Genomic DNA, 22,535 nt, shown 5'->3' with positions numbered 1-22,535 from the left:
CCTTACCGGCAGATATTTTTAATTTGCCGTCAAAAATTTTTGCATTTAAAAAAAGAATGTATTTTTGGGGCAAAAATTTAGCGACATGAACTTTCCTGAAGAATTAAAGTATACCAAAGATCATGAATGGATTCGTGTGGAAGATGACATTGCAACAATCGGAATAACAGATTTTGCACAACAGGAACTGGGAGATATAGTCTATGTGGAGGTGGAAACCGTAGATGAAGAAATCGGCCAGGGTGAGGTCTTCGGTACCGTTGAAGCTGTAAAAACCGTTTCAGATCTTTTTATGCCCATATCGGGAACAGTAGCTTCTTTTAATGAAGCCCTTGAGTCTAATCCCGAGATTGTTAACGAAGACCCCTATGGTAAAGGCTGGATGATTACAGTAAATATCACAGATAAAAGTGAACTGGATGGGTTAATGAGTGCCGCCGAGTATCAGAAATTGGTAAGCTGATTCATTTTATTGTCCCATGTCAGATGCATAATTGGCGATATCACGTATTTACTCTGATATGGGCCGTTATAATAGCCATATTAATATTGTCACCCGGCCGGTCAATGCCAGACTCACCCTTCCGGAATATTCCTTATTTAGACAAAATTGTTCATGCGGGTATTTTTGCATTTCTTTCATTTTTGATGGCAAGGGGTATCATAAAGCAATATTCGGGGCATAAAACCAAATATGCATGCTTTGCCGGTTTCACAATCACTATCTCTTATGGAGCAGCCATTGAATACCTGCAAAAACTTGTGCCCGGAAGGTCATTCGAGTTAAATGATTTAATAGCCAATACAACAGGGGCTTTGCTTGGGATAGCTGCCTGTTATTTTTTGTTAAAATTAACATCTAATCGGTCATAAACCTTTTCTATAAACATTTTGTTTTGTATATTTGGACATAGGGTCAAAATAAAAAAAGGCCAATTTTGTGAATAACTAACAAGATTTACCATGGAAGTAAAAAAGAAACCGGAAGCTGATTTGACCAAAAAATCAGGTATGCTCTTAAACCTGGGGCTGGTTCTCAGTCTTGGCATTGTGATTACGGCTTTCAGTTGGAGATCATATGATGACGGTGATTTGATGAATTTGGGTCAGGTAGATGATAATTTTGAGGAAATAATGGAAGTTCCACCCACGGAACAGCCACCTCCCCCACCACCTGTCATTCAACAGCCGGAAATCATCGAGGTGCCCGATGAAGAGGAAATTGAACAGGAAATTGAAGTGGATCTCGATGTAGAGATCACAGAAGAAACTGCCATTGAAGAAATCATTGTCAGTGATGAGCCTGAAGATGAAGTAGCAGACGAAATTTTTACAATAGTTGAAGAGCAACCTACACCAAATGGTGGTATGAGGGCATTCTATGAATTTGTAAAAAAGAATCTGAAATACCCTTCCCAGGCAAGAAGAATGGGCATCGAAGGAAAAGTATTCGTACAGTTTGTAGTGGATAAAGACGGTACCATTACCGATGTACAGGCCATTAAAGGCATCGGCGCGGGATGTGACGAGGAAGCGATCAGGGTATTGAAAAATCACCCTAAATGGAAGCCAGGAATGCAAAGAGGTCGTCCTGTAAGAGTACGAATGGTCATTCCAATAACATTTAAATTAGGTTAACATTCAAATCATAAGATAATTGTAATTAAAACCCCGCCAATGGCGGGGTTTTAGTTTAGTTATAAAACGATGTTTTGGTTTTATAGCCATTTTTAGTTCCAGCTTAATTTCACATTGATTTCTCCGGGCTTTCCCCGGCTTTTTTTTATAATCATCTGTCGGGCAAACCGCTCATATAATTATTACCTGATTTATACAAACCAGGTATCGATAAATGCCAATTAATAATATATTTGAACTGTAATTGCAACCTGATAATTTAACTAAAATGAAAAAAACAGCGATCTTATCGATGTTGTTGCTTTTGGTCATTCGGTTGGCATATGGGCAGGCGACAAACATCGAATTTACCGAATATACATTAGACAATGGACTACATGTTATACTGCATCAGGACAACAGTACGCCCATAGTGGCTGTCAGTGTTCTATATCATGTGGGTTCCAAAAACGAGAATCCGGACAGGACCGGCTTCGCCCATTTCTTTGAACATTTGCTATTTGAAGGCTCCGAGAACATCGAAAGAGGACAATTTGATAAACTGGTAACCGGTGCAGGGGGCGAGTTAAACGCCAATACCTCTTTTGACAGAACATTTTATTATGAGATACTTCCTTCAAATCAACTGGAATTAGGCCTCTACCTGGAATCAGAAAGAATGCTTCACGCGAAAATTGATTCTGTAGGCGTAGAAACACAAAGGGAAGTGGTAAAGGAAGAAAAAAGGCAACGCTATGACAATCAGCCCTACGGATCAATTCTCATCGAGGTATTAGACAGGGCTTATGAGGTACACCCCTATCAGTGGGCCCCGATAGGTTCCCTGGAGCACTTAAACGAGGCTACGTTGGATGAGTTTATGGATTTTTATAATACCTTCTATGTGCCGGATAATGCCACACTTTCTATTGCGGGGGATATTGACATTAAACAAACCAAAAAACTCGTAGACAAATATTTTGGAGGAATACCCAAAGGCACGAAGCCAATACCACGGCCTACCGTAGTAGAACCACAAAAGACGCAGGAAGTAAGAGATGTAATATTTGACAACATTCAGCTTCCGGCCGTCATCCAGGCCTATCACATGCCTGCACAGGGAACACCGGACTATTACGCGTTAAATGTGTTAACCAATCTGTTATCCAATGGACAAAGCTCCCGGCTTAACAAGGCCCTGGTAGATAATCAGCAAAAAGCATTGTTTGTCGGTGCTATTCCATTATCTGCCGAAGACCCTGGTTTATTTATCACGCTTGGAATTGCCGCAGCAGGCGTGGAGGTAAATGATCTTGAGGAGTCTATGGACAAAGAGTTGGAAAAAGTAAAAACAGATTTGATTACAGAGCGGGAATTTCAGAAAATCCAGAACCAAATTGAAAGTGATTTTATAGCCGGCAATGCGCGCGTGGCCGGCATTGCCGAAAGTCTGGCCAATTACCATGTCTATTTTGGTGACGCCAATCTCATTAACACTGAAATAGATAAATTCAGAAAGGTTACCAGGGAAGATATCAAACGGGTAGCCAATAAATATTTAACCAAAGAAAACAGGGTTGTGTTACACTACCTTCCTAAATCAGCACAGCAACAACCCGATGACACCACTATAAACAAGGAGGGCAACTAAAATGAAAAAAGCACTTTACATCATAATTGCCGTGGCTTTCGCATCCTGCACATCCACCAAAAAAATGGATACTGCCGGTTCATCCGGAAAGGGCAATACAAGCACCCTGGACAAAGCCATGGCGTCACTGGTGACAGAAGATTCAAAACCGGACAGGTCAAAAGTACCCACTCCTGGCCCGGCGCCAGAAATACAAATCGGGAAATATGAGTCGTTTACGCTGGAAAATGGCCTGAAAGTCTTTGTCGTGGAAAATGATAAGCTGCCTATGGTCTCATTTTCATTAATTATCGACAGGGACCAGATACTGGAGGGTGAAAAAGCAGGTTATGTTGCTACCGCGGGAGATTTGTTGAGTCGGGGTACCAAAAGTAAAACCAAAGAACAAATAGATGAGGAAGTTGATTTTATCGGCGCCAGCCTGAGTACCTCCTCCTCCGGTGTGTTTGGCTCATCATTAAGCAAACATAAGGAAAAGCTATTGGCTATAATGGCTGATGTGACCTTAAATCCCTCATTCCCTCCCGAAGAGCTTGATAAGATCAAAAAGCAAACCATCTCAGGACTACAAAGCCAAAAGGAAGACCCTAATGCCATTGCAGAAAACGTGCGACTGGTATTACGTTATGGAAAAAACCATCCATACGGGGAGTTGGTGACAGAGGAATCAGTCAACAATATTTCCCTGGATGACTGCAAAAACTATTACAATACCTACTTTAAACCTAACATCACCTACATGGCTATCGTTGGGGATATTACCAAACGGGAAGCTGAAACACTTATTAAAAAATACTTTGGAGGCTGGCAGAAAGGAGAGGTACCCACTCATAGCTATGAAATGCCCACTTCCCCGGAAACACCAATAGTCGCACTTGTTGACAGGCCTCAGGCTGTTCAGTCCATTATTAACATTACCTATCCTGTAAGTTTAAAGCCAGGGGAAGATGATGTCATCAAGGCCAGGTTAATGGACAACATCCTGGGAGGAGGCTTTTCAGGCAGGTTATTTGCCAACCTGAGAGAAACCCACGGTTACACCTATGGTGCCTATTCTTCTCTTTCCTCTGATGAGTTAATAGGTAGTTTCAACGCTACAGCCAGTGTCCGGAATGAGGTGACGGATAGTTCTATCGTACAATTTATTTATGAGCTGAACAGGATCAGGGATGAAAAGGTGACGGAAAATGAGTTGAGATTAATGAAAAATTATATCACAGGAAGCTTTGCCCGATCACTTGAAAGTCCTCAAACCGTAGCCAATTTTGCCCTGAATACCGAGAGGTATAATATGCCCAGGGATTATTACCCCAATTACCTTAAAAAGGTGGCAGCCGTGACTGTAGAAGACGTCCGGGAAATGGCTAAAAAATACGTGAAGCCAGATAACGCCTACATTTTGGTAGTCGGAAAAGCCAGTGAATTGTCTGATAGACTCGAGCAATTCGGAGCGGTGAAGTACTATGATATTTACGGCAACAATTACATCCCGACCGAAACCAGCGATATACCTGAAGGCATAGACGCTCATGCTGTGATTAATAATTACATCCAGGCAATAGGTGGCAAGGAAAAGATCATGTCTGTCAAAAATATCAGCAGCAACGCCACAGTAAGTGTTATGGGACAGGAGTTGTCCCTGAAAGAAGTGAAGGCAACGCCGTTAAATTCAAGGACTGAGTTATCTATGGGAGGCATGACTGCACAAAAATGGGTTTCTGACGGTAGTAATGCATCGATGTTACAAATGGGCCAGGCTGTACCGTTGCCTGACAAACTGAAACAAGAGTCAATCATTGATAACTCTTTGTTTCCGGAAGTACATTTGGAAAAGCACAATATGAAGGTGAGTTTATCAGGTATTGAAAAGATAGATAACAAAGATGCTTACGTTATAGAAATGACTTATCCGACCGGAGGAAAAGCTACTATGTATTTCGATAAGGCAACCGGTCTGAAGGTAAAATTCTCTAAGGTGCTGGAAACGCCGCAAGGTAATCTCAACAGTACATGGGAATACAAAAACTACCAGGAAGTAGGTGGCATTAAAATTCCCTTTTCGTTATCTCAGACGGTAGGTCCGCAGCGATTAAATGTGGTGGTAGATGAAGTAAAAATCAACGAAGAAGTACCTGCGGATACTTTCAAGGTCGAATAAACTGCTTCCTCATAAATGCCATAGCCACTTTGTGTCTCTTTGTGTCTTGGTGCCTCCGTGGTTGACCATTGTTCACCACGGAGGCACCAAGACACAAAGAGACACGGAGGTGGTAGAAGGTTGAAACTATAAAATTACTTTGAGATCTGAAAGTGTCCGGACAAACTGTATGTTCTTTCGGGTGAATGTTGTCTCAGGCGTGGTGTTGTCGGCAATTCCTATAAAATGTAGCCCGGCATCAGTGGCAGCCATATAATCGTTTAATGAGTCGCCGATATGTAGTATTTCACTTCTTTTTATCCCATGGGCAATAAGTTTTTCAATCGACGGATCAAACACCTTCGGATCAGGTTTGTGATAAAACGTATCTTCCGCTGTTTGTATGAAATCCAGTTGAAGGACTGGCAGGTCGGTGTGGGCTAACTCTGAATCCACTGCCTTTCTATTGGAAGTCGTAATAATCCCCACTTTGTATTTAGCCAAAAGATAAGTCAATACTGGTTTGGCATCTGCATAGGGCTGATTTCGAAATTCTTCGCTTATCATCTCCCTTCGTTCAAGGATTCTATCCAGGTCTTCATCAACCGCCATGAAAATGTTTTCATAAAACGATGAAAAAGGGGTTTCCCAATGTTTATCAATTAGTTCATCGGGTATCTCATAATTGTAATATCTTAAACCCAGGGTTTTTATGGCTTTTACCTTAGTATTTCTCGTTTGCATCAAGGTATCATCGAGATCAAACAGTACTGCCTTGATGCTATCTATCAGTTCCATAAACCAACTTTTCAACTTTCGGCAACAAAAAACCCGACTTGAAAGCCGGGTTTGATACTATTTATACATTCACATGTCTTTCGGCGTGGTAAGAAGATCGCACCAAAGGTCCTGACTCCACATACTTCAGACCCCGTTTTAAGCCCTCTTCTTTATACCGGGCAAAAACATCAGGGTGAATAAACTCTGCTACTTCTATGTGCATTTTGGTAGGCTGCAGGTATTGACCGAGTGTAAGAATATCCAATCCGTTTTTGACCAGGTCATCCATGGCCTTATGTACCTCTTCCTGTTTTTCTCCCAATCCCAGCATTATACCGGATTTGGTTCTTTTGCCGTATTCTTTTGTCAGTCTTATTTGCTCGAGACTTCTTACGTATTTAGCCTGTGGTCTGACCCTTCGATAAAGCCTTTCAACGGTCTCCATGTTGTGTGAAACCACTTCCTGCCCTGCCTCTATTATCCTGTATAAGGCATCCCAGTTACCTTTCACATCAGGGATCAAAGTTTCAATAGTTGTCCCCGGGCTTCTCCTTTTCACCTCTATAATGGTTTGATACCATATTTCTGCGCCACGGTCTTTTAATTCATCCCTGTTAACGGATGTGATGACTGCATGTTTTACGCCCATGAGCCTGATGGCCTCGGCAACCCTGACAGGCTCTTCCTCATCATATTCCGGGGGTCTTCCTGTAGCTACCGCGCAAAATGAACAGCTACGGGTACACACATTTCCCAAAATCATGAAGGTGGCTGTCCCTGCCCCCCAGCACTCGCCCATATTCGGGCAATTGCCACTTTCACAAATGGTATGTAGTTTATACTGATCTACAAGTTTACGAACTTTTTTGAACTCTTCACCAACCGGAAGTTTTACCCTCAACCAGTTTGGTTTCCTGACTTTATCAGTCTTAATTTCGTCGCTTTTCGTAATTACCGGTAATTCTATCATCTCTTTTCTCCATATTTCTTAATTGACCAAAAATACAAATTTATATTTACATATTATAACCTATCTGCGGACAAAGGTAACTGCCAATCAGGAGGTCTGAAGTTCATCATTTTTGATATAAAATTTAACAACTCCCGACTAAAAGCTGTATAACCTATTGAATACGCCACATGGTGATAAATGACTGTATCGTATCGGTAATTCTGTAAAGCAGGGTTAGTTATGGTATCGTCGATCTATTTTCTCGATCCATAAAACAGTGTGATGAAAGCGGAAGGAAATATCGCCCGATTATCAGCCTGGGGTACAATGACTATTTCCTCGGTAAAAGCCTCAAGCATAAATCCGACTTCAAAACCGGTAACATTTCTCTTGAAAGTACCAAACTCAAAAATCAGTGCACTTTTCAGGTTGGCACCAATTTTAACATCTGCCTCTCCCAATCCCTGAAAAAGTCTCCCCGTTCCGATAATATTTCTTTGATTTACATGAACATCCGGATCGAAAGGAACAGAGCGGGACTCGAAAGGCCCCAGGGCTTCGGAAATGTAATAGGGCGTAACCAACCCAATCGTCGGCCCCAACGTTAAATGCGCATTGATTTGTACACCCTGTTGCGGGGCCTTTTTGAATAAAATCTTTTCCCTTCCGTACTGCAACCTGACCGTATATAGATAATTTTGCTTGCCCCAGATAAAAGTACTACCGTTTGCTGTTTGTGTACGTTGCTCTTTGGGATGTTTCACATTTGATAGCTCAACCCCGAAAATCTCAAATAATCCGTTATTTATCTCCCTTCCGTGTTTTAGAATAAATCCACCGATAAGACCGCCGTTTGTGTTTTTATTAATCCCCCAAATCACCTCACTGGTGTAATCATATTCCTGCTTGATTTGTGCTGAAGATAGTTGAGAATATAAAGTAAACAGAAGTGTGACTAACCCAATATACTTAAATTTTTCCATCACCTAATCTAATACATTTACCAAAATTAGTCATTTTTAAATTAACGTAAAAAAATAGTAATTGGTTTTATGAAAATAACAGATGAGGCGCACAAAGCCAAATCAGCCAACTGGGTATTTATCTCCATTTTTGATTGAAAAACGGTCTTTAACGTTAATTATTGGTGCTGACTTCAGCCAATTTGTTTTTAATATCCTGATAATTAATCCCCATATGTGAATTGTCATACACACAACGCCCATTTTTAATGATCAATATCTGGGGTGATTGATGAGGAACCTGGAACATCTCTTCAATTTGGTTAGATATGCTTCTGTAAGCAATCAAATCCAGGTAATACAGGCAGTGAGGATTGATTTCATCATCCTTCCACGACCTTGCCAACCTGTCTATGGCCATAGAACTGATCGAGCACCTCGTGCTGTGCTTAAAAATCAAAACCGGTTTTTTTTCAGATTCTTCTTTGATATTTAATAGTGTCTCCCGGTTCTCCAGTTTTCTCCATTCCATCATTTAAGTGTGTGTTTTATTATAATCTTCATTTGTCATTTTTCTTAACTTTTTTGCCTTCCGTCCTGCCCCTGCTGTTATCATAATCACTCCATATTTTTATCTCTTTAGGGTCATACCTGGCTTTCTTTTCTTTCATCTTTAAGTATTTGGGTTGATCGTCATTCTTTTTCATTCTACTTAACCACAAATTCCTTTTCCGGGTTCTTTCTTTTGCTTCAACGGTTCTTTTGTATCTGCCCACTTTATAGCCAGCGCTCGGATGCATCCACTTTTCTTTCGTGGGTTTGTACTTTTGAAAGCCAATAAAATCAGCTTGTTTTCTGGTCTTACGGCGATAAAAGCTCGCCCACTGTGCCTTGCTTCTCCCCTTGATATAGGCACTTTTATCAAGCCTCTGGTATTTCGTTTCCTTCCTCTTTATATCCCCTCCGTATCTAGTACCGGTTTGTCCCCGTTTTGGTTCCCGCATTTTGATATTTCCTCTGTAGGAGATGTATTTATGGTCATTTGTACGGTGTTTGAACCCCCTCTTCGATTTTATATTACCGGTATAAACCGAACCGATGTCTTTAGGATAAGTAATTAACTTATTTTGATTACTCGTTCGCTTGTATCTGGGATTATTGGGAATTGACCTGGGTGTAACCTTTACTACCTTGTATCGCTTTTGACCATGGGTAGAGTACCTGGGGTTTACGCCGTGGTCATTTCCTTTGGGATTTCTTCCACTCATCTTTATATTTCCTGCAAACGGTGCACCGGTTTTCCCGGGCAACACCTGGAATCGGCCCCGTTTCCCCGCAAATCCGGAATTCGGACGCCTGCCAGACGAACGGCCGGATACTTTCACCAGGTTATACTTTTTTGCGCCCCGCAGGGAAGCCGGTGTTCTACCTGCCTTATTTCCCGGTCTTCTTCTACCCTTTCTTTTTATATCTCCGGTATATGTAGAAGCCAGGCTTGACGGATAGGTAAGCAGGCGGTTTTTAGTTCTTGAGCTACCGTAGTTAGGGTTACTTCTAATCGATCTTGGGGTTACCGTCACTACACGGAATTTTTGTCGGCCGCGGCTCGTCCTGACCTGAACTCTTGGGTTATAGGGTGTTTTGTTTAATTGACTGTATCTTGGGTAAACCCCTTTACCCCTGTATCTCGTCTGTCCGGTGATACTTCTGGGGACCACACCCCTGTCTTTAAATTTTTGCTGGCCAGTCATCGTTCTCGGCACCACCTTTCTGCTTTTAAAAGCCACACTGCCACTCGCACTTCTGGGAACTATTTTCCTGTCTTTAAACCTTCTGCCTTGCGGTGTGCCATCCGGGGAAACCCGCCTGTCTTTGTAACTCATTTTACCGGTTGCGCTACGGGGCGAAACCTTTTTGTTGTTATAACTTACTTTGCCGGAAGCACTTTTGGGCACTACCTTTTTAACGACCGGTACCGGTTTTCTGTCGGTGTAGCTGGGGACTACCGTTTTGTTACTATGGTTTCTCCGTCCGCTTACAGACCTGGGATTTACTTTCTTTACCCTGTTGGATTTAGATTTTTTGGTGTTTCTGGTTTTAACTTTTTTTACTTTTGGGGGCTTTTTATCTTTATTGCTGGCTGAACGGGCCTGACCCAATGCATCGGGATTGGAAAACGTGAAAGCCAGTAAAAGCAAACCCAGGCACAAGGAAAATGACCTGCCTTTTATCCGCCAAAACGCCACGTTTTTAATCCACCGAGAAGCATTGATATGTTTCAAAACAGTTTACCCAATTTACACACGTAATTTACTGCATATATCATTATAAAAATCTTTATTAATAATCTAATTCATACATTAATGACTTATTAACAGGGAGTCACGTGTCAATTAATATTCATACAATTCCTGCAGCTTTATTCTAAAACGTTTTTTTGGCAAAAAATTTTGTTCAAGGTAGGTAGAAAATGGTACTGGTGTATCCAGACTGCCAACCCTCATTACCGGTGCATCCAGACCTGTAAAGCAATTTTCAGCAATCCAGGCTGCAATTTCACCGCCAATACCCCCGGTCAGGCAGTCTTCGTGCAATATTATTACTTTGCCAGTTTTTCTGACCGTATTTTCCACGGCCTGTTTATCCCAGGGCAGAAGGCTTCTTAAATCCAGCACATCGGCTGAAATATGCCCCATTTCCTCCAAAGTTTGTAATGCCCAGTGAACGCCTGCCCCATAGGTAATCACGGATAAGTCTTCCCCTTCAGCCATCAGGCTGGCTTCACCGATCCTGACCGTGTAGTAATCATCGGGTATTGCCTCCTGAAGGGATCTGTATAACATTTTATGTTCAAAAAACATCACGGGGTTAGGATCTTCGATCGCAGCATTGATGAGGCCTTTGGCATCGTAAGGATTGGAGGGATAAACTACCTTAAGGCCAGGTGTATGAGTAAACCAGGCTTCATTGGATTGAGAGTGAAAAGGACCTGCACCGACACCTGCCCCCGTAGGCATCCTGATAACTACATCGGCATGCTGCCCCCACCGGTAATGGATCTTGGCCAGGTTATTAACAATCTGGTTGAAACCGCAGGTAACAAAATCAGCGAACTGCATTTCAACAATTGTCTTGAACTTTTTGATAGATAGACCCAGCGCAGCTCCAATGATAGCCGATTCGCACAAAGGTGTGTTTCTGATCCGTTCCCTTCCGAAAGTTTCAACCATTCCTTCGGTCACCTTGAAAACTCCACCATACTCAGCAACATCCTGTCCCATAAGAATGAGATTTGCATATTTTTCCATACTTTGCCTGAGCCCATCGGAAATAGCATCTACAAATCTTTTTTCAGACAATTTGCCATTATCGGACGGATCAATGACTTGTTGCCGGTAGGGAAAGTATACATCATCCAGTTCCATAGCACTATCTGTTTCAGGTGTAGCCTCGGCAAAGGCAATTTCCAGCCCCTTATCAATTTCTGATTTTATCAGGCCTCTTATCTCGTTGTCAACTTCTTCGTTTATGACTCCTTCTTTGAGTAAAAACGCCTGGTAATTGTCCACAGGATCCTTTCTGGCCCACTTTTCCATCAGCTCTTCCGGAACGTATTTGGTGCCGGATGCCTCTTCATGACCACGCATTCGAAAGGTGAGCATCTCCACTAAAACCGGTCTGGGTTTCCTTCGCACAGAAGCAGCCAGGTTAGACATGGTTTCATAAACCTTTAAAACATTGTTACCATCGACCCTTTCGGTTTCCATCCCATAACCGGGGCCTTTGTCAACAAATTTCTTGAATTTAAATTGCTCCGAACTGGGAGTCGAAAGGCCATATCCATTATTTTCTATTACGAATAATACCGGCAAATTCCAAACCGCAGCCACATTCATGGCTTCATGAAAATCCCCTTCGCTAGTGCCGCCATCGCCGGAAAATACGACAACCACCTTACTTTCATTGTTCAATTTGTAGCCAAGGGCAATACCATTGGCGATAGCGAGCTGAGGGCCCAGGTGGGAAATCATACCGACAATACGATTTTCATTGGTACCGAAGTGAAAAGAACGGTCCCTGCCTTTGGTGAATCCGGACAATTTACCTTGAAACTGCGCAAACAAACGGTGATAAGGGATATCCCTGCTTGTAAATACTCCCAGGTTTCTATGCATAGGCAAAATGTACTCTGTGGTTTTGAGTGCCAGGGTACAGCCCACAGAAATTGCTTCCTGGCCTATGCCTGAAAACCACTTGGAAATTTTGCCCTGGCGAAGCAAGATCAGCATCTTTTCCTCAATCAATCTGGGCCGTAATAAAGCCTCATACAAGGCAAGCAGGGTTTCGTCGGAATAGTTTTTCCTGTAAAATCTCATAGAAAGGCACTCATGTTTCCAAACAATTTCCGGTAACGCTCAGTTGTTTTTGTGAAATAGCTTCACAAGCACACAAAAGTAATTGAAAGCCCATACCGTACAAAGAATAAGGTTATTTTTTATTTTTGCACCTGTAAATATTAAAAACAGATGATAGCTTATCAGCATTTCACCCTCTCAAATGGCCTGAATGTTTATGTGATAGAAAACCCCAACACTCCGATTGCAGTGGTAAATCTATTGTATAATGTCGGCTCTAAAGATGAACAGGAAAATAAAACCGGATTTGCCCACCTGTTCGAACATTTAATGTTCGGGGGGTCAGTCAATATTCCAAACTTCGATGAACCTTTACAAAAGGTAGGGGGGGAAAATAACGCTTTTACCAGCCCTGATATCACCAACTATTACCTGACTGTTCCGGCCAATAATCTTGAAACAGCGTTTTGGCTTGAGTCAGACAGAATGTTAGGTCTTTCATTTGCCCCGGAGGTACTGGAAGTACAAAGAAAAGTGGTTATCGAGGAGTTCAAACAAAGGTATTTAAACCAGCCATATGGAGATGTCTGGCTTAAGCTGAGGCCTTTGGCCTATCAAAAACATCCCTATAAATGGGCAACAATCGGTAAAGACATATCGCATATAGAAAATGCCACATTAGAAGATGTCAGGTCATTTTTTTATAAATTTTACAGGCCAAACAACGCCACTTTGGTAGTAGCCGGAAATGTGACCCTGAATCAGGTAAAGGATTTGTCGGAAAAATGGTTTGGCCCCATACCTTCCGGTGATAAATATGTAAGAAATTTAACGCCTGAACCGGTACAGCAAACCGCACGTCACCTGGATGTAACAGCCGAAGTGCCTTTAAACGCCATTTACAAAGTTTATCACATGCCCGGTAAAATGTCTGGCGCTTATTATCAAGCCGACCTTCTCGGAGATATGCTGGGTCGCGGAAACTCATCAAGGTTTTACCAGAAACTGATTAAAGAGCGGCCATTATTCAATAAGTTAAACACTTATATCACCGGGTCGGTGGAACCGGGTTTGTTGGTAATCTCAGGGATGTTAAATAATAATATCAGCCATGAGACCGCAGACCAGGCAATTCAGGAGATCATCGATGAGTTTAAATCGGAGCCTTTGCACCAGGATGAGTTGGTAAAGGTGAAAAATCAGGCAGAATCCACCCTGTTGTTTTCGGAAGTAGAGTTGCTAAATCAATCCATGAATCTGGCTTTTGCTGCTAATATAGGGGTTCCGGACTTGGTTAATCAGGAGCCTGATATCATCCAATCAGTGACAATCGACGAGATAAAGTTAATGGCAGACAGTATACTGACACCTGAAAACTGCTCAACTATTTACTATCATTCTCAAAACTAAGCAGGTATTAAAAAAACTACTATGAACATACGTGTCGGTCAGGGTTATGATGTACATCGACTCAAAGAAGGTCATCCTTTCTGGTTGGGAGGTATTCAAATCGATCACTACCAGGGAGCTGTAGGGCATTCAGATGCTGACGTGTTAATCCACGTAATTTGCGATGCACTTCTGGGAGCAGCCAATTTAAGAGACATTGGCTTTCACTTTTCTGATAGAGACCCTGCATACAAGGGTATTGACAGCAAAATTCTTTTAAGGGAAACACTGAAACTAATTCGTGGCAAAGGTTATGAGGTAGGTAATGTGGACGCCACTGTCTGCCTGCAGGAACCAAAGTTAAATCCTCATATCCCCGCCATGAAAGAATGCCTGGCCGGTGTCATGGAAACCGATACAGATACTATCTCTATCAAAGCCACTACCACTGAAAAACTGGGATTTGTCGGCAGAAAGGAAGGAATCTCGGCTTATGCTTCAGTACTGATTTATAAGAAAGCCCATGCCTGACCCTCAGCCCAAAATTATTGTCACTGAAGATGGCTCCCATACGCTTTATATGGAATCCATTCATGAAACATACCACTCTTTTCACGGAGCCTGGCAGGAGTCAGATCATGTATTTGTAAAATCCGGATTGGATTATGTCATCCGGTCAAACCCGCATCGACCTATCAATCTGTTAGAAATTGGATTTGGCACAGGACTTAACGCGCTGTTGACTATGCTAAATGTTTTCAATAAAAACTATGCCATCAACTATCACGGTCTCGAGCCCTTCCCGCTTGATCCTGAGCTGATTAATCATCTGAATTATATAGATTTTCTGGAAAACCCGCACGAGGTTGAACTATTTCAAAGGCTGCATTCCAGCAACTGGGACATACCGGTGGCTATCATGGATAATTTTATCCTTTATAAACACAAAATCACACTCCAGGCTTATCAACCTTCTCTGGCATTTGAACTCATATACTTTGATGCCTTTGCCCCTGGCAAACAACCGGAACTATGGACGCGTGACGTAATCAAAAAAGTTACTGATCTTCTTGTACCTGAGGGAATTCTGGTTACTTATTGTGCAAGGGGACAATTTAAGAGGGATTTGGCCATGCTGGGATTAAAGGTGGAAACGCTGAATGGGCCGAGGGGGAAAAAGGAGATGGTGAGGGCAGTGAGAAATTAAAATGAAAATGAAAGTGCTTTCACGGGCTCATGTCTTGATGGTAATGTAATGGTACCTACTGTTAGTGCTTCATTGGATGATTGGACTATTTCTCCGGGGGAGTTACCTACCGGTCGGTTCAAAGGAGGTCGAGAGATAAAAGGATTCTGGTTTTTATGGTCGCAAGATGAAGTGCAGAACGCCATAGCCACCAACCACAGAGTTAGCATTAAAGTTTTCATGAGTTTTCACCTGGTATTATATAATTGCGATCGTCAGGTCGAAAAATTACACCTTATAAGTCTTCTAGTGAATATCCACCTATTTTACGCTTTTCAACTCAAAGAGAAGACAGAAGAATGCTCCAAGCATAAATTTTGTAATAATATTTGTGATTTTAGTTGACAAAATGAGAAATAAATTATATCTTTATTAACAAAAAGAATTAAAAATGAAAAGAGATATAACCAAACGGCATACAACTTTTTTTAACAGTGACCCAGGGTTGCTTAGTGAACGGGCAAGAATTATTTTTAGTAATCCTATAGATGCAAAAAAAGTAGCTAAATCGATAAGGGCAAATCTCAGGGGAGCTAAAGGCAATAAAGAAGATTTGACTTTCAGGTTAACTAAAGAAACAGAAAAACGCCTTCTGGAAGCAGCCACACAAAAGCCATGGTGGGAAAAATTTATCGGTAAAACAAAACCGTAAGATGAGCTAACTTTTTTATTACGTCTATCAACAATATGACTTAAACTCTTCGGGGGGATTTTTTTATTTTTTCTTTGAATGAATATCGCTATAACAGGTTTGTTGGTATTCTTTTTTCTTATTCCAGGCTTAATTTTCAGAAAGTTTTATTTTACGGAAGAGTTTTCAAAGGAATATTTCAAACAAAGTTATTTTGAACTGTTTTTTGAGGCATTTCCAATTGCTTCAGTACTGTATTTTCTCTGGTTATTATTGGCCTTTCTTCTTGGGCATAACATAGACATTATATTGCTAGGCAAACTGTCGATGGGCCAATGCCAGGCGGTTGAAGTATTTCAGCACATTCAAAACCAATCTGCAAATATATTTTGGTTTCACTTTTCCTTATACATTTTCTCCGGCTTCTCAGGATATGGATTTAAACTCATGGTCAGGTCAAAAAAATGGGATCGAAAATGTAAGATATTCAGATTTAAGAATAAGTGGCATTATCTGGTAAAAGGCGAGATTTATGACTTTCCCAGAATAATATCTCCTCTCAGAAAGAATATTGCTAAAGACATCAAGGCAGTATATGTAGATGCCCTGGTGTCTACAGATGAAGGAACTATTATTTATGAGGGAGTTATATTTGATTATGAATTATCCAATAACGGCAGTTTGGAATACATACTTTTAACTGAAGTTGAACGAAGATACTTAAAAGATGATAACTATGACAGTCTGCCTTATAAAATACCTGGAAATGTGCTGTTTATTCCAAATAGTGAAATTATCAATTTAAACTTTACGTATTGGTATTTCGAGCAATGGAACAACGGTAAAGTGCAACCAAAAATGATTGGTTGACTACATCAATGTTTTATACCGGCAAAAAAGTGACAATTCCGCCAAAACCTTTCATACTTGGTTTTTCTTAAAATTATCAATTTTTTTCCCTTCCAAATGTTGATAGTTTTAAAATTCACAGGCTTTTCAGATAGTGGGCTTACCAGGATTGATAGTAGGTGAATTAACTTTTGGTCTGTTTAAAAATAAATTATTGGTTTAATCTAAAAGTTTGGTTTGAAATCTCTAGTGAATGACCAGTATAAGCGTGCGAAACAACCGCTGACAGGAATTAAGGATGGTCCAGATGCAGAAGAGCTGCTCAAGGCTAATGAGGAATTAAAGACTAAAAACAAAAAGTTAGCTGAAAAGTTGGCCCTGCAAAAGCTGGAGGTTGACAAGCTGAAAAATTCGGAAAGCCAATACAAATCTTTGTTAAACAGCACCAATTGTTTCATTATCGTAGATAATGAGTTGTGTATAGAAGAAATCAGTGAAGGTGCCATCGAGATTGACTCCAGGCTGCGGTTGGGAAAAGATATCCTCGGGTATTTCAGGGTATCGGAAGAAAAACAGTTCATTGACTGCCTGGGGCTTACACTACAAGGTAAAGCATGCAACAAACAATTTGTGGCTTACAAAACCTCCGAAAAAACACCATCAGACAAGTTTTTGATTAAGTTAAGTGTTTTTAAGCCAGGTTTTCAGGTGGCTGCTTTCATACAAAAGTTGCCTGCCGACATAAATTTTGATTTAACCAAGCTGTCCTGGTTAGCCACCAAAACCCACAACGGTGTGATCATTACCGATGCAGATGGCAACATCGAGTGGGTCAACAATGGTTATTGTAATATCACAGGATACCTGGCAGAAGAGTCCATAGGCGAAAAACCTTATTACCTTTCCAAGGATTTTCATTATGCTGCTTTTGACAAACGTATTATTCAGCAAATCAGCGCTGGAAAAAAGTTTACGGGAGAAACAGTAAGTTATAAAAAGAATGGATCGATCTATTGGCTTCATCTCGATATAAGCCCTGTTTTCGATGAAAAAGAAGAATTAACAAATTATGTAATCATCGAAACAGACATTACTGATAAAAAGGAAACGGAGGAAAAACTCTTAAACTCCGCTAAAAGGAGTATCAATATATTGGAGGGCATCACAGATGCAATGTTCATAATTAATAATGAATGGAAGTTTACTTACCTTAATAAACAAGCCGAGATCTTACTTAACGAAAAAAAAGAACACTTACTGGGAAAAAACATTTGGGAAGAACTAACGTTTTCGCCATCCAGCAAAATGCGTGAGCAGTTTCACAAGGCTTTTGACAGAAAAGTGGATATTCACTTTGAAGAATTTATAGAACCTTCACAGCAATGGTTTGAAGTTCACGGTTATGTTTCAACCGAGGGCCTCTCGATTTATCTGAGAAGTATTCATTCCAGGAAAATTTCGGAGGAAAAACTCCGGGATAAAAACGAAGAACTGGTCAAAATCAATAATGAACTCGATAGTTTTGTATACAGGGCCGCTCATGACCTTCGGGCACCCCTGGCCAGTGTTTTGGGACTTATTAACATTTCCAAAATTGAAAAGGATGAAAACAAAAGGAATGAGTACCTCGATAAGATGACCGACTGCATCAACAAGCTCGATAATTTTATCAATAAAATCATTCATTATTCCCGCAACTCAAGACTGGTGGTGAATTATGAAAAACTGGATTTTCACGAAATATTCGGAGAAATATTTACCCATTTGCAGTACTTTGAAGGGGTAGAAAACGTCACCAGGGAGCTAAACATCGATGCACAAATACCCTTTTACTCCGACAAAGTAAGGATCACCGAAGCGCTGCAAAATCTTTTGGTCAATGCTGTACAATTCCGAAAAACCTACATAGATCACCCGTATATAAAAATATCAGTCGAAACTAATTATTCCAAAGCCAAAATTGTAGTGGAAGATAATGGTAATGGCATTCATGATGACCATAAGGATAAGGTGTTTAATATGTTCTACCGCGCCTCGGAACAAAGTACAGGCTCCGGCCTGGGCCTTTACATCGTTAAAGAAATCATTAAAAAACTAGGTGGCACGATCAGGCTTTCAACGCAACTGAAAAAAGGGAGTACTTTCACGATAGAAATACCCAATGGGAGGTGAGGGTGTGAGTTTGGGTGTGGGTGTGGGGGGGATTGTTTAATTACATATTGTTATTCCCTGATGTGGTAATAGAGGACCAGCCACGAATTTTTGATGCTGGATTTTTGCTAGTTCCTGCTCATTATAATACAATACTAACCAATCATCCATCTGGGTTAATTGGCCGTTGATTGTCAAAGGTTTACCTGCAAGTTTAGAAATTTTATGACTGCTTGTAGCGGAGTTGCCGGCGGTTAATAAAATAAACTGTTTATCCCCATTCTCATTTTTTGTGACCATAACGGGACTGATACCCCCGGAAATACATCTGATGGCGCAGGATCTGTGTACTTTGCCAAAGCCGGGCTTCATCACACCAAAATAACACTTGGGATCTATGATTTCTCCATAAATGGATTGTTCTCCCAGATCGTTCATCTTTACCGGGGAATAGGGCTGGTTCAAGGGCACATAATCAAGGACGGAGGCATGCTGATCCGTTAGTTCAAAAACCACCTTTCCTTCTCCGTAAATTAATGAGCCCTGAAGGGTAAACTCCAGCGCTGTGAGGGGCCTGCCTGACGTTTTTTCAACATTGTGAAATATCTCAGCCGCTCCGCTTTTTCCGAAGTTAACCAGTAAAATCGATTTGGTAACATCCCGGCCTTTTAAATCCACGCCTGTTTTCATAATCAACCTTGGCACCGGTGTCAAAGATACGACGCCTTTTAGCTGAGTAGATTTTCCATATTCAAAATATGTTTCGGCAAAAGGTTGTTGATTGCCAGCCACGAAAACGGCTACTAACGAAAGCAATGCTAACAAAACAGCAATGATTCCTCTCAACCATCTTGCCAGTGTCCCGGGAGCTTTGGGGAGATAGCCAATGTAAAATTCATTCTTTCTCATCGATACAAATTCAGTTTTGACGGATAATAGCCGGATTTCTTGTTGTTCCTTCCGGATAGGGCTTGGGATTGAGATAAACCTTTTCTTCTTCCAGCAATACATCATAAGTAGCCACCTTTTCAGTAAAAGGGGGAGGAGAACAACCATTATGAGGTAAATATTGATAGCCGTGCCAGGGGCAGGTGACACATCCATCTACAATCTTCCCCTCTCCCAGGGGACCGTTTTGATGCTTGCAGACATTGGAGATGGCAGATAACTTTCCGTCATACCTGAAAACAGCCACCTTTTCCCCATTAACAACCACAGTAACTGCCCCATTTTCCGGAATCTGTCCTAGCTCACCTACTAAAACATAACCGCGTCGATCGAGACTTTTTTCCCTGTCGGCGGCAGCCTCTTTAAAACCCGCCCACAAATGCAGTCCCGATATCCAAAGAAAACCTGCGCCCAGCAATGTGACCAACATAACTGAAGACTCAGATTGCACAATACCCAACATTACATGCATGATGATCAAGCCATAGGCGACATAAACCATCATATGCAAAGTCTTCCAAAACCTTGGGCCCAGATTTGCAAGCCAAAAGTCATGGCTGGTAGCGGCCATGAGAAAAAATATGGTCAGGCCCAAAAAACCCAGGGTTTGAAAGGGGAAATTATGCAAACTGTCATAATCCTGGTTTGAAGCAAACACCGACACCAGCGGGTTCACATTGCCTAAGGAATGAAATTGAAGCACACTGAATACACCATGAATGGCAGCTATGACAAACATACTCACCCCAAGATGCCGCCGGTTATACAACAAAGGTAAAAACCGCCTGTTTAACCGGCAAAGGGGGCCAATAGATAAAATCACGTGCAGCATTAATAAAGCCAATGAACCCGTAGCCCTGATGACCATGGTTTCCCCGGTAATCCCGGGGCTAAGGAACCGGGCCGTTAATATAAACAGGAGCAGGTACAGGAAAATAGCCAACAGTATAACCAGGTCATAAATTTTCTTTTGTCTGTTCCAGAGTACGGCAGTATATCGATGGCCCATTTTACTCAAAATTAAAAGTTTCTAATGTGATCTTTTTTACCGGATCATAGACCACCAATCGATAATTATCACTCCAAATATTCAATTTAAACTGATAGCTACCGGTTTCATTCACATCGCCAAGCCACAGAAGCTGTGACATATCTGCCGGATCTCCTTTGGTCAGGTATATTCCGGGGGCCGGTGATCCGAATAATACTTTTATATGTAACCGCAATACTTTCTCGCCCGACTCCAGCGTACCTAAACTGGCATCGTAGTTAGTACCTGAAGCCGATACACTTTCCATAAGGGATAGAGAATCCATGACCGGATTGTCACTTTTTTCAGTGTAAGTACCAGGTGATCTGTAGGACCTGATAAACAATATTGAGACGGCGACAAATATTACCAGCCAGGTAACCCGGTGTCTTTTTCTTAAAGGTCTTATCATTCGACAGACGTTCAGGTATATAAATTTACGCTTTGTTTCTCTTTTTCCATTTCCAGTATAAAACAGGCCACAGCGCCAGTGTTCCGGGAAGTATTAATAATTTAAATCCAATACCGGAACCTTTTGTGTTTTCGTCTAACTGCGCTGCCCACTTAAAAATGAAAGCCAGGTAATACAAAAAGCCCAGCAGCAGATAAATGCCGATGGCCGCGAAAATGTAACTTACAGCAACTTCCATGGGCTTCGATAGGTTAAAGTACCACTGAATATATCGAATTATTAATCATTTTTCAATGAATAAGTAGCTCAACTGTTCATAAAATATTTGAAGTCTGTGATTTTTTTAACAACTTTGTGTATATAAAAAGTTATTTGAGTGCCACCATAACTTATTAACTTTCGTATTATTAAATAAACAATATTGATAATATGCTAGATTTTTTCAGAACCGTAAGACCCTTACTTAGTGAGAAAGTAAATGAAATTCTTGGCAATCACGAGGAAAAAGAGAAATTGCTGAAGGCTATTTACAAGCTCAGAAAAGGAGAAGAAAGTGCTGATTTTCAGTACAATGGAAAAAAATATACGTTGCGGTCGGTTCGTGAGCATTCCATAAAGAAAGCTTCTTAGGCACCACTCCTAGCTACCTGGATTCATGAATCTGGCGATCGGGGCAATCACACTTTTTTTGTTATTTATTGTCCCAGGATTAATATTCAGAAGGTTTTATTATACCGCAGAGTTTTCAAAAGAATATTTCAAATCCACACCATTTGCCGTTTTTCTGTCTTCCATCATCCCAGGCACTGTATTCCAGTTTGTAAATTATATTTTCATGTCAAAAGTATTGGGCTATGAAATTAACTTTGAAACGCTGGCCATTCTGATTAAAGGCCCGGATCACGCCAGGTTCATAGCAACCTTTAAAGGCTTAAAAGGGCAGGTCATTAATATTTTAACTTATAATGTATCACTTTGGGTATGGCTGGCCTTTTTAGGTTTGACTTTAAAAGGTGTCATCAGAAAATTAAAGTTAGACCGCAGATATAAGTTGCTAAGGTTTAAAAATCATTGGCATTATTTACTACAGGGCGAAGCGCTCGACTTTCCTCATATTTCGGGCGAAGAAAAGCAAATTGATGTAACATATGTGGATGTTGTGGTAAATGTCGGAAATGAATCACTCTTATATTCGGGCGTTTTGCAAGATTACCAATTAACCAGCGAAGGCGGGGGATTGGACTACCTCATCCTTTCCTATGTAAGACGAAGAAATATCAAAGACAAGGACATTGATGAAAATGCAAATTATTACAATGTACCAGGAGACTTTTTTGTAATCCCCTACAAAGATGTGATTAATGTTAACCTGTCTTATTACTCCTTGCGACCGGACGAAGAAATCGCCCACGAATTTTAGTTCCA

Annotated in this window: 23 protein-coding genes; 13 read left to right on the top strand and 10 right to left on the bottom strand. The window is 41.1% G+C overall.

The genetic code is table 11. From position 1 onward, the window contains the following. Positions 1 to 85: 85 nt before the first annotated feature. The 5 genes from gcvH to AC04NP_RS10400 all read left to right on the top strand — a co-directional run bounded on the left by gcvH (position 86) and on the right by AC04NP_RS10400 (position 5,426). On the top strand, positions 86 to 463 hold the full coding sequence (gene gcvH / locus AC04NP_RS10420) for a glycine cleavage system protein GcvH (RefSeq protein WP_482859676.1): 378 nt from the start codon (positions 86 to 88) through the stop codon (positions 461 to 463). Between the two features lie 104 nt (positions 464 to 567). Then, entirely contained in the window at positions 568 to 873 is a 306-nt protein-coding gene (locus AC04NP_RS10415) for a VanZ family protein (protein WP_482859674.1), read from the top strand. Between the two features lie 90 nt (positions 874 to 963). Beyond that, the gene (locus tag AC04NP_RS10410) at positions 964 to 1,638 is read left to right on the top strand and encodes an energy transducer TonB (RefSeq protein WP_482859672.1); all 675 of its coding nucleotides are present in this window, start codon (positions 964 to 966) and stop codon (positions 1,636 to 1,638) included. A gap of 268 nt (positions 1,639 to 1,906) precedes the next feature. Beyond that, positions 1,907 to 3,268 (top strand): M16 family metallopeptidase, encoded by a 1,362-nt coding sequence (locus AC04NP_RS10405; protein ID WP_482859671.1) that lies wholly within the window; start codon positions 1,907 to 1,909, stop codon positions 3,266 to 3,268. Position 3,269: 1 nt separating this feature from the next. Then, positions 3,270 to 5,426, top strand: a complete 2,157-nt coding sequence (locus AC04NP_RS10400; RefSeq protein WP_482859669.1) for an insulinase family protein — start codon at positions 3,270 to 3,272, stop codon at positions 5,424 to 5,426. 126 nt (positions 5,427 to 5,552) lie between these two features. Here AC04NP_RS10400 and AC04NP_RS10395 read toward each other — a convergent pair whose 3' ends face one another. The 6 genes from AC04NP_RS10395 to AC04NP_RS10370 all read right to left on the bottom strand — a co-directional run bounded on the left by AC04NP_RS10395 (position 5,553) and on the right by AC04NP_RS10370 (position 12,475). Then, positions 5,553 to 6,203, bottom strand: a complete 651-nt coding sequence (locus tag AC04NP_RS10395) for an HAD family hydrolase (protein WP_482859667.1) — start codon at positions 6,201 to 6,203, stop codon at positions 5,553 to 5,555. A gap of 61 nt (positions 6,204 to 6,264) precedes the next feature. Then, positions 6,265 to 7,155: a lipoyl synthase gene (lipA, locus tag AC04NP_RS10390; RefSeq protein ID WP_482859665.1), complete on the bottom strand. Its 891-nt coding sequence runs from the start codon at positions 7,153 to 7,155 to the stop codon at positions 6,265 to 6,267. A gap of 236 nt (positions 7,156 to 7,391) precedes the next feature. Then, positions 7,392 to 8,120, bottom strand: coding sequence for a hypothetical protein (locus AC04NP_RS10385; RefSeq protein WP_482859663.1), 729 nt, complete (start codon positions 8,118 to 8,120; stop codon positions 7,392 to 7,394). A 154-nt stretch (positions 8,121 to 8,274) separates the two neighbouring features. After that, positions 8,275 to 8,634 (bottom strand): bacillithiol system redox-active protein YtxJ, encoded by a 360-nt coding sequence (gene ytxJ / locus AC04NP_RS10380; RefSeq protein WP_482859661.1) that lies wholly within the window; start codon positions 8,632 to 8,634, stop codon positions 8,275 to 8,277. A gap of 25 nt (positions 8,635 to 8,659) precedes the next feature. Then, on the bottom strand, positions 8,660 to 10,381 hold the full coding sequence (locus AC04NP_RS10375; protein ID WP_482859659.1) for a hypothetical protein: 1,722 nt from the start codon (positions 10,379 to 10,381) through the stop codon (positions 8,660 to 8,662). 111 nt (positions 10,382 to 10,492) lie between these two features. Further along, positions 10,493 to 12,475 carry an alpha-ketoacid dehydrogenase subunit alpha/beta gene (locus AC04NP_RS10370; RefSeq protein ID WP_482859657.1) on the bottom strand — a complete coding sequence of 661 codons (1,983 nt, stop codon included), beginning with the start codon at positions 12,473 to 12,475 and terminating at the stop codon, positions 10,493 to 10,495. Between the two features lie 150 nt (positions 12,476 to 12,625). On the opposite strand from AC04NP_RS10370, the gene AC04NP_RS10365 reads away from it, so the two are divergent. The 6 genes from AC04NP_RS10365 (at position 12,626) to AC04NP_RS10340 (ending at position 18,741) form a co-directional block, all read left to right on the top strand. Further along, positions 12,626 to 13,864 carry a M16 family metallopeptidase gene (locus AC04NP_RS10365; RefSeq protein WP_482859656.1) on the top strand — a complete coding sequence of 413 codons (1,239 nt, stop codon included), beginning with the start codon at positions 12,626 to 12,628 and terminating at the stop codon, positions 13,862 to 13,864. Between the two features lie 21 nt (positions 13,865 to 13,885). After that, positions 13,886 to 14,374 carry a 2-C-methyl-D-erythritol 2,4-cyclodiphosphate synthase gene (gene ispF, locus AC04NP_RS10360; protein ID WP_482859654.1) on the top strand — a complete coding sequence of 163 codons (489 nt, stop codon included), beginning with the start codon at positions 13,886 to 13,888 and terminating at the stop codon, positions 14,372 to 14,374. Continuing rightward, positions 14,367 to 15,050 (top strand): tRNA (5-methylaminomethyl-2-thiouridine)(34)-methyltransferase MnmC2, encoded by a 684-nt coding sequence (gene mnmC2, locus AC04NP_RS10355; RefSeq protein ID WP_482859652.1) that lies wholly within the window; start codon positions 14,367 to 14,369, stop codon positions 15,048 to 15,050. Before ispF ends, mnmC2 begins: the two co-directional genes overlap by 8 nt. Positions 15,051 to 15,480: 430 nt before the next feature. Continuing rightward, on the top strand, positions 15,481 to 15,741 hold the full coding sequence (locus tag AC04NP_RS10350) for a hypothetical protein (RefSeq protein WP_482859650.1): 261 nt from the start codon (positions 15,481 to 15,483) through the stop codon (positions 15,739 to 15,741). 78 nt (positions 15,742 to 15,819) lie between these two features. Continuing rightward, complete coding sequence (locus AC04NP_RS10345) at positions 15,820 to 16,590, top strand: hypothetical protein (protein ID WP_482859648.1); 771 nt, start codon at positions 15,820 to 15,822, stop codon at positions 16,588 to 16,590. Between the two features lie 216 nt (positions 16,591 to 16,806). Further along, a complete protein-coding gene (locus tag AC04NP_RS10340; RefSeq protein WP_482859647.1) occupies positions 16,807 to 18,741 on the top strand; it encodes a PAS domain-containing sensor histidine kinase in 1,935 nt (644 codons plus the stop codon). Between the two features lie 36 nt (positions 18,742 to 18,777). Here the strand turns inward: AC04NP_RS10340 and AC04NP_RS10335 are convergent, their stop codons facing one another. From AC04NP_RS10335 to AC04NP_RS10320, 4 genes are read right to left on the bottom strand one after another with little or no spacing between them, the layout of a single operon-like run. Continuing rightward, the gene (locus AC04NP_RS10335) at positions 18,778 to 19,629 is read right to left on the bottom strand and encodes a hypothetical protein (protein ID WP_482859645.1); all 852 of its coding nucleotides are present in this window, start codon (positions 19,627 to 19,629) and stop codon (positions 18,778 to 18,780) included. A gap of 10 nt (positions 19,630 to 19,639) precedes the next feature. After that, on the bottom strand, positions 19,640 to 20,677 hold the full coding sequence (locus tag AC04NP_RS10330) for a Rieske 2Fe-2S domain-containing protein (protein ID WP_482859767.1): 1,038 nt from the start codon (positions 20,675 to 20,677) through the stop codon (positions 19,640 to 19,642). Between the two features lies 1 nt (position 20,678). Then, complete coding sequence (locus AC04NP_RS10325) at positions 20,679 to 21,110, bottom strand: hypothetical protein (protein WP_482859643.1); 432 nt, start codon at positions 21,108 to 21,110, stop codon at positions 20,679 to 20,681. Between the two features lie 25 nt (positions 21,111 to 21,135). Then, positions 21,136 to 21,348, bottom strand: a complete 213-nt coding sequence (locus tag AC04NP_RS10320) for a hypothetical protein (RefSeq protein WP_482859641.1) — start codon at positions 21,346 to 21,348, stop codon at positions 21,136 to 21,138. Positions 21,349 to 21,539: 191 nt separating this feature from the next. Between AC04NP_RS10320 and AC04NP_RS10315 the strand changes: the two genes are divergently transcribed. After that, positions 21,540 to 21,740, top strand: coding sequence for a hypothetical protein (locus tag AC04NP_RS10315; RefSeq protein WP_482859639.1), 201 nt, complete (start codon positions 21,540 to 21,542; stop codon positions 21,738 to 21,740). A 205-nt stretch (positions 21,741 to 21,945) separates the two neighbouring features. Further along, positions 21,946 to 22,530 carry a hypothetical protein gene (locus AC04NP_RS10310; protein ID WP_482859637.1) on the top strand — a complete coding sequence of 195 codons (585 nt, stop codon included), beginning with the start codon at positions 21,946 to 21,948 and terminating at the stop codon, positions 22,528 to 22,530. Positions 22,531 to 22,535 lie beyond the last annotated feature (5 nt).

The sequence above is a fragment of the Agaribacillus sp. DX54 genome, from assembly GCF_056858335.1.
The sequence above is the reverse complement of the archived record's forward strand: the minus strand, read 5'-3'. Positions and strand labels throughout refer to the sequence as shown.

Excerpts from the sequence above, each read along its gene's own strand:
- AC04NP_RS10370 (WP_482859657.1), bottom strand. The coding sequence starts at position 12,475 with ATGAGATTTTACAGGAAAAACTATTCCGACGAAACCCTGCTTGCCTTG.
- lipA (WP_482859665.1), bottom strand. The coding sequence starts at position 7,155 with ATGATAGAATTACCGGTAATTACGAAAAGCGACGAAATTAAGACTGAT.
- AC04NP_RS10385 (WP_482859663.1), bottom strand. The coding sequence starts at position 8,120 with ATGGAAAAATTTAAGTATATTGGGTTAGTCACACTTCTGTTTACTTTA.
- AC04NP_RS10315 (WP_482859639.1), top strand. The coding sequence starts at position 21,540 with ATGCTAGATTTTTTCAGAACCGTAAGACCCTTACTTAGTGAGAAAGTA.
- AC04NP_RS10345 (WP_482859648.1), top strand. The coding sequence starts at position 15,820 with ATGAATATCGCTATAACAGGTTTGTTGGTATTCTTTTTTCTTATTCCA.
- ispF (WP_482859654.1), top strand. The coding sequence starts at position 13,886 with ATGAACATACGTGTCGGTCAGGGTTATGATGTACATCGACTCAAAGAA.
- AC04NP_RS10325 (WP_482859643.1), bottom strand. The coding sequence starts at position 21,110 with ATGATAAGACCTTTAAGAAAAAGACACCGGGTTACCTGGCTGGTAATA.
- AC04NP_RS10330 (WP_482859767.1), bottom strand. The coding sequence starts at position 20,677 with ATGGGCCATCGATATACTGCCGTACTCTGGAACAGACAAAAGAAAATT.
- AC04NP_RS10400 (WP_482859669.1), top strand. The coding sequence starts at position 3,270 with ATGAAAAAAGCACTTTACATCATAATTGCCGTGGCTTTCGCATCCTGC.
- AC04NP_RS10415 (WP_482859674.1), top strand. The coding sequence starts at position 568 with ATGCCAGACTCACCCTTCCGGAATATTCCTTATTTAGACAAAATTGTT.
- mnmC2 (WP_482859652.1), top strand. The coding sequence starts at position 14,367 with ATGCCTGACCCTCAGCCCAAAATTATTGTCACTGAAGATGGCTCCCAT.
- AC04NP_RS10320 (WP_482859641.1), bottom strand. The coding sequence starts at position 21,348 with ATGGAAGTTGCTGTAAGTTACATTTTCGCGGCCATCGGCATTTATCTG.
- AC04NP_RS10395 (WP_482859667.1), bottom strand. The coding sequence starts at position 6,203 with ATGGAACTGATAGATAGCATCAAGGCAGTACTGTTTGATCTCGATGAT.
- AC04NP_RS10365 (WP_482859656.1), top strand. The coding sequence starts at position 12,626 with ATGATAGCTTATCAGCATTTCACCCTCTCAAATGGCCTGAATGTTTAT.
- AC04NP_RS10335 (WP_482859645.1), bottom strand. The coding sequence starts at position 19,629 with ATGAGAAAGAATGAATTTTACATTGGCTATCTCCCCAAAGCTCCCGGG.
- AC04NP_RS10310 (WP_482859637.1), top strand. The coding sequence starts at position 21,946 with ATGTCAAAAGTATTGGGCTATGAAATTAACTTTGAAACGCTGGCCATT.
- AC04NP_RS10405 (WP_482859671.1), top strand. The coding sequence starts at position 1,907 with ATGAAAAAAACAGCGATCTTATCGATGTTGTTGCTTTTGGTCATTCGG.
- gcvH (WP_482859676.1), top strand. The coding sequence starts at position 86 with ATGAACTTTCCTGAAGAATTAAAGTATACCAAAGATCATGAATGGATT.
- ytxJ (WP_482859661.1), bottom strand. The coding sequence starts at position 8,634 with ATGATGGAATGGAGAAAACTGGAGAACCGGGAGACACTATTAAATATC.
- AC04NP_RS10350 (WP_482859650.1), top strand. The coding sequence starts at position 15,481 with ATGAAAAGAGATATAACCAAACGGCATACAACTTTTTTTAACAGTGAC.
- AC04NP_RS10410 (WP_482859672.1), top strand. The coding sequence starts at position 964 with ATGGAAGTAAAAAAGAAACCGGAAGCTGATTTGACCAAAAAATCAGGT.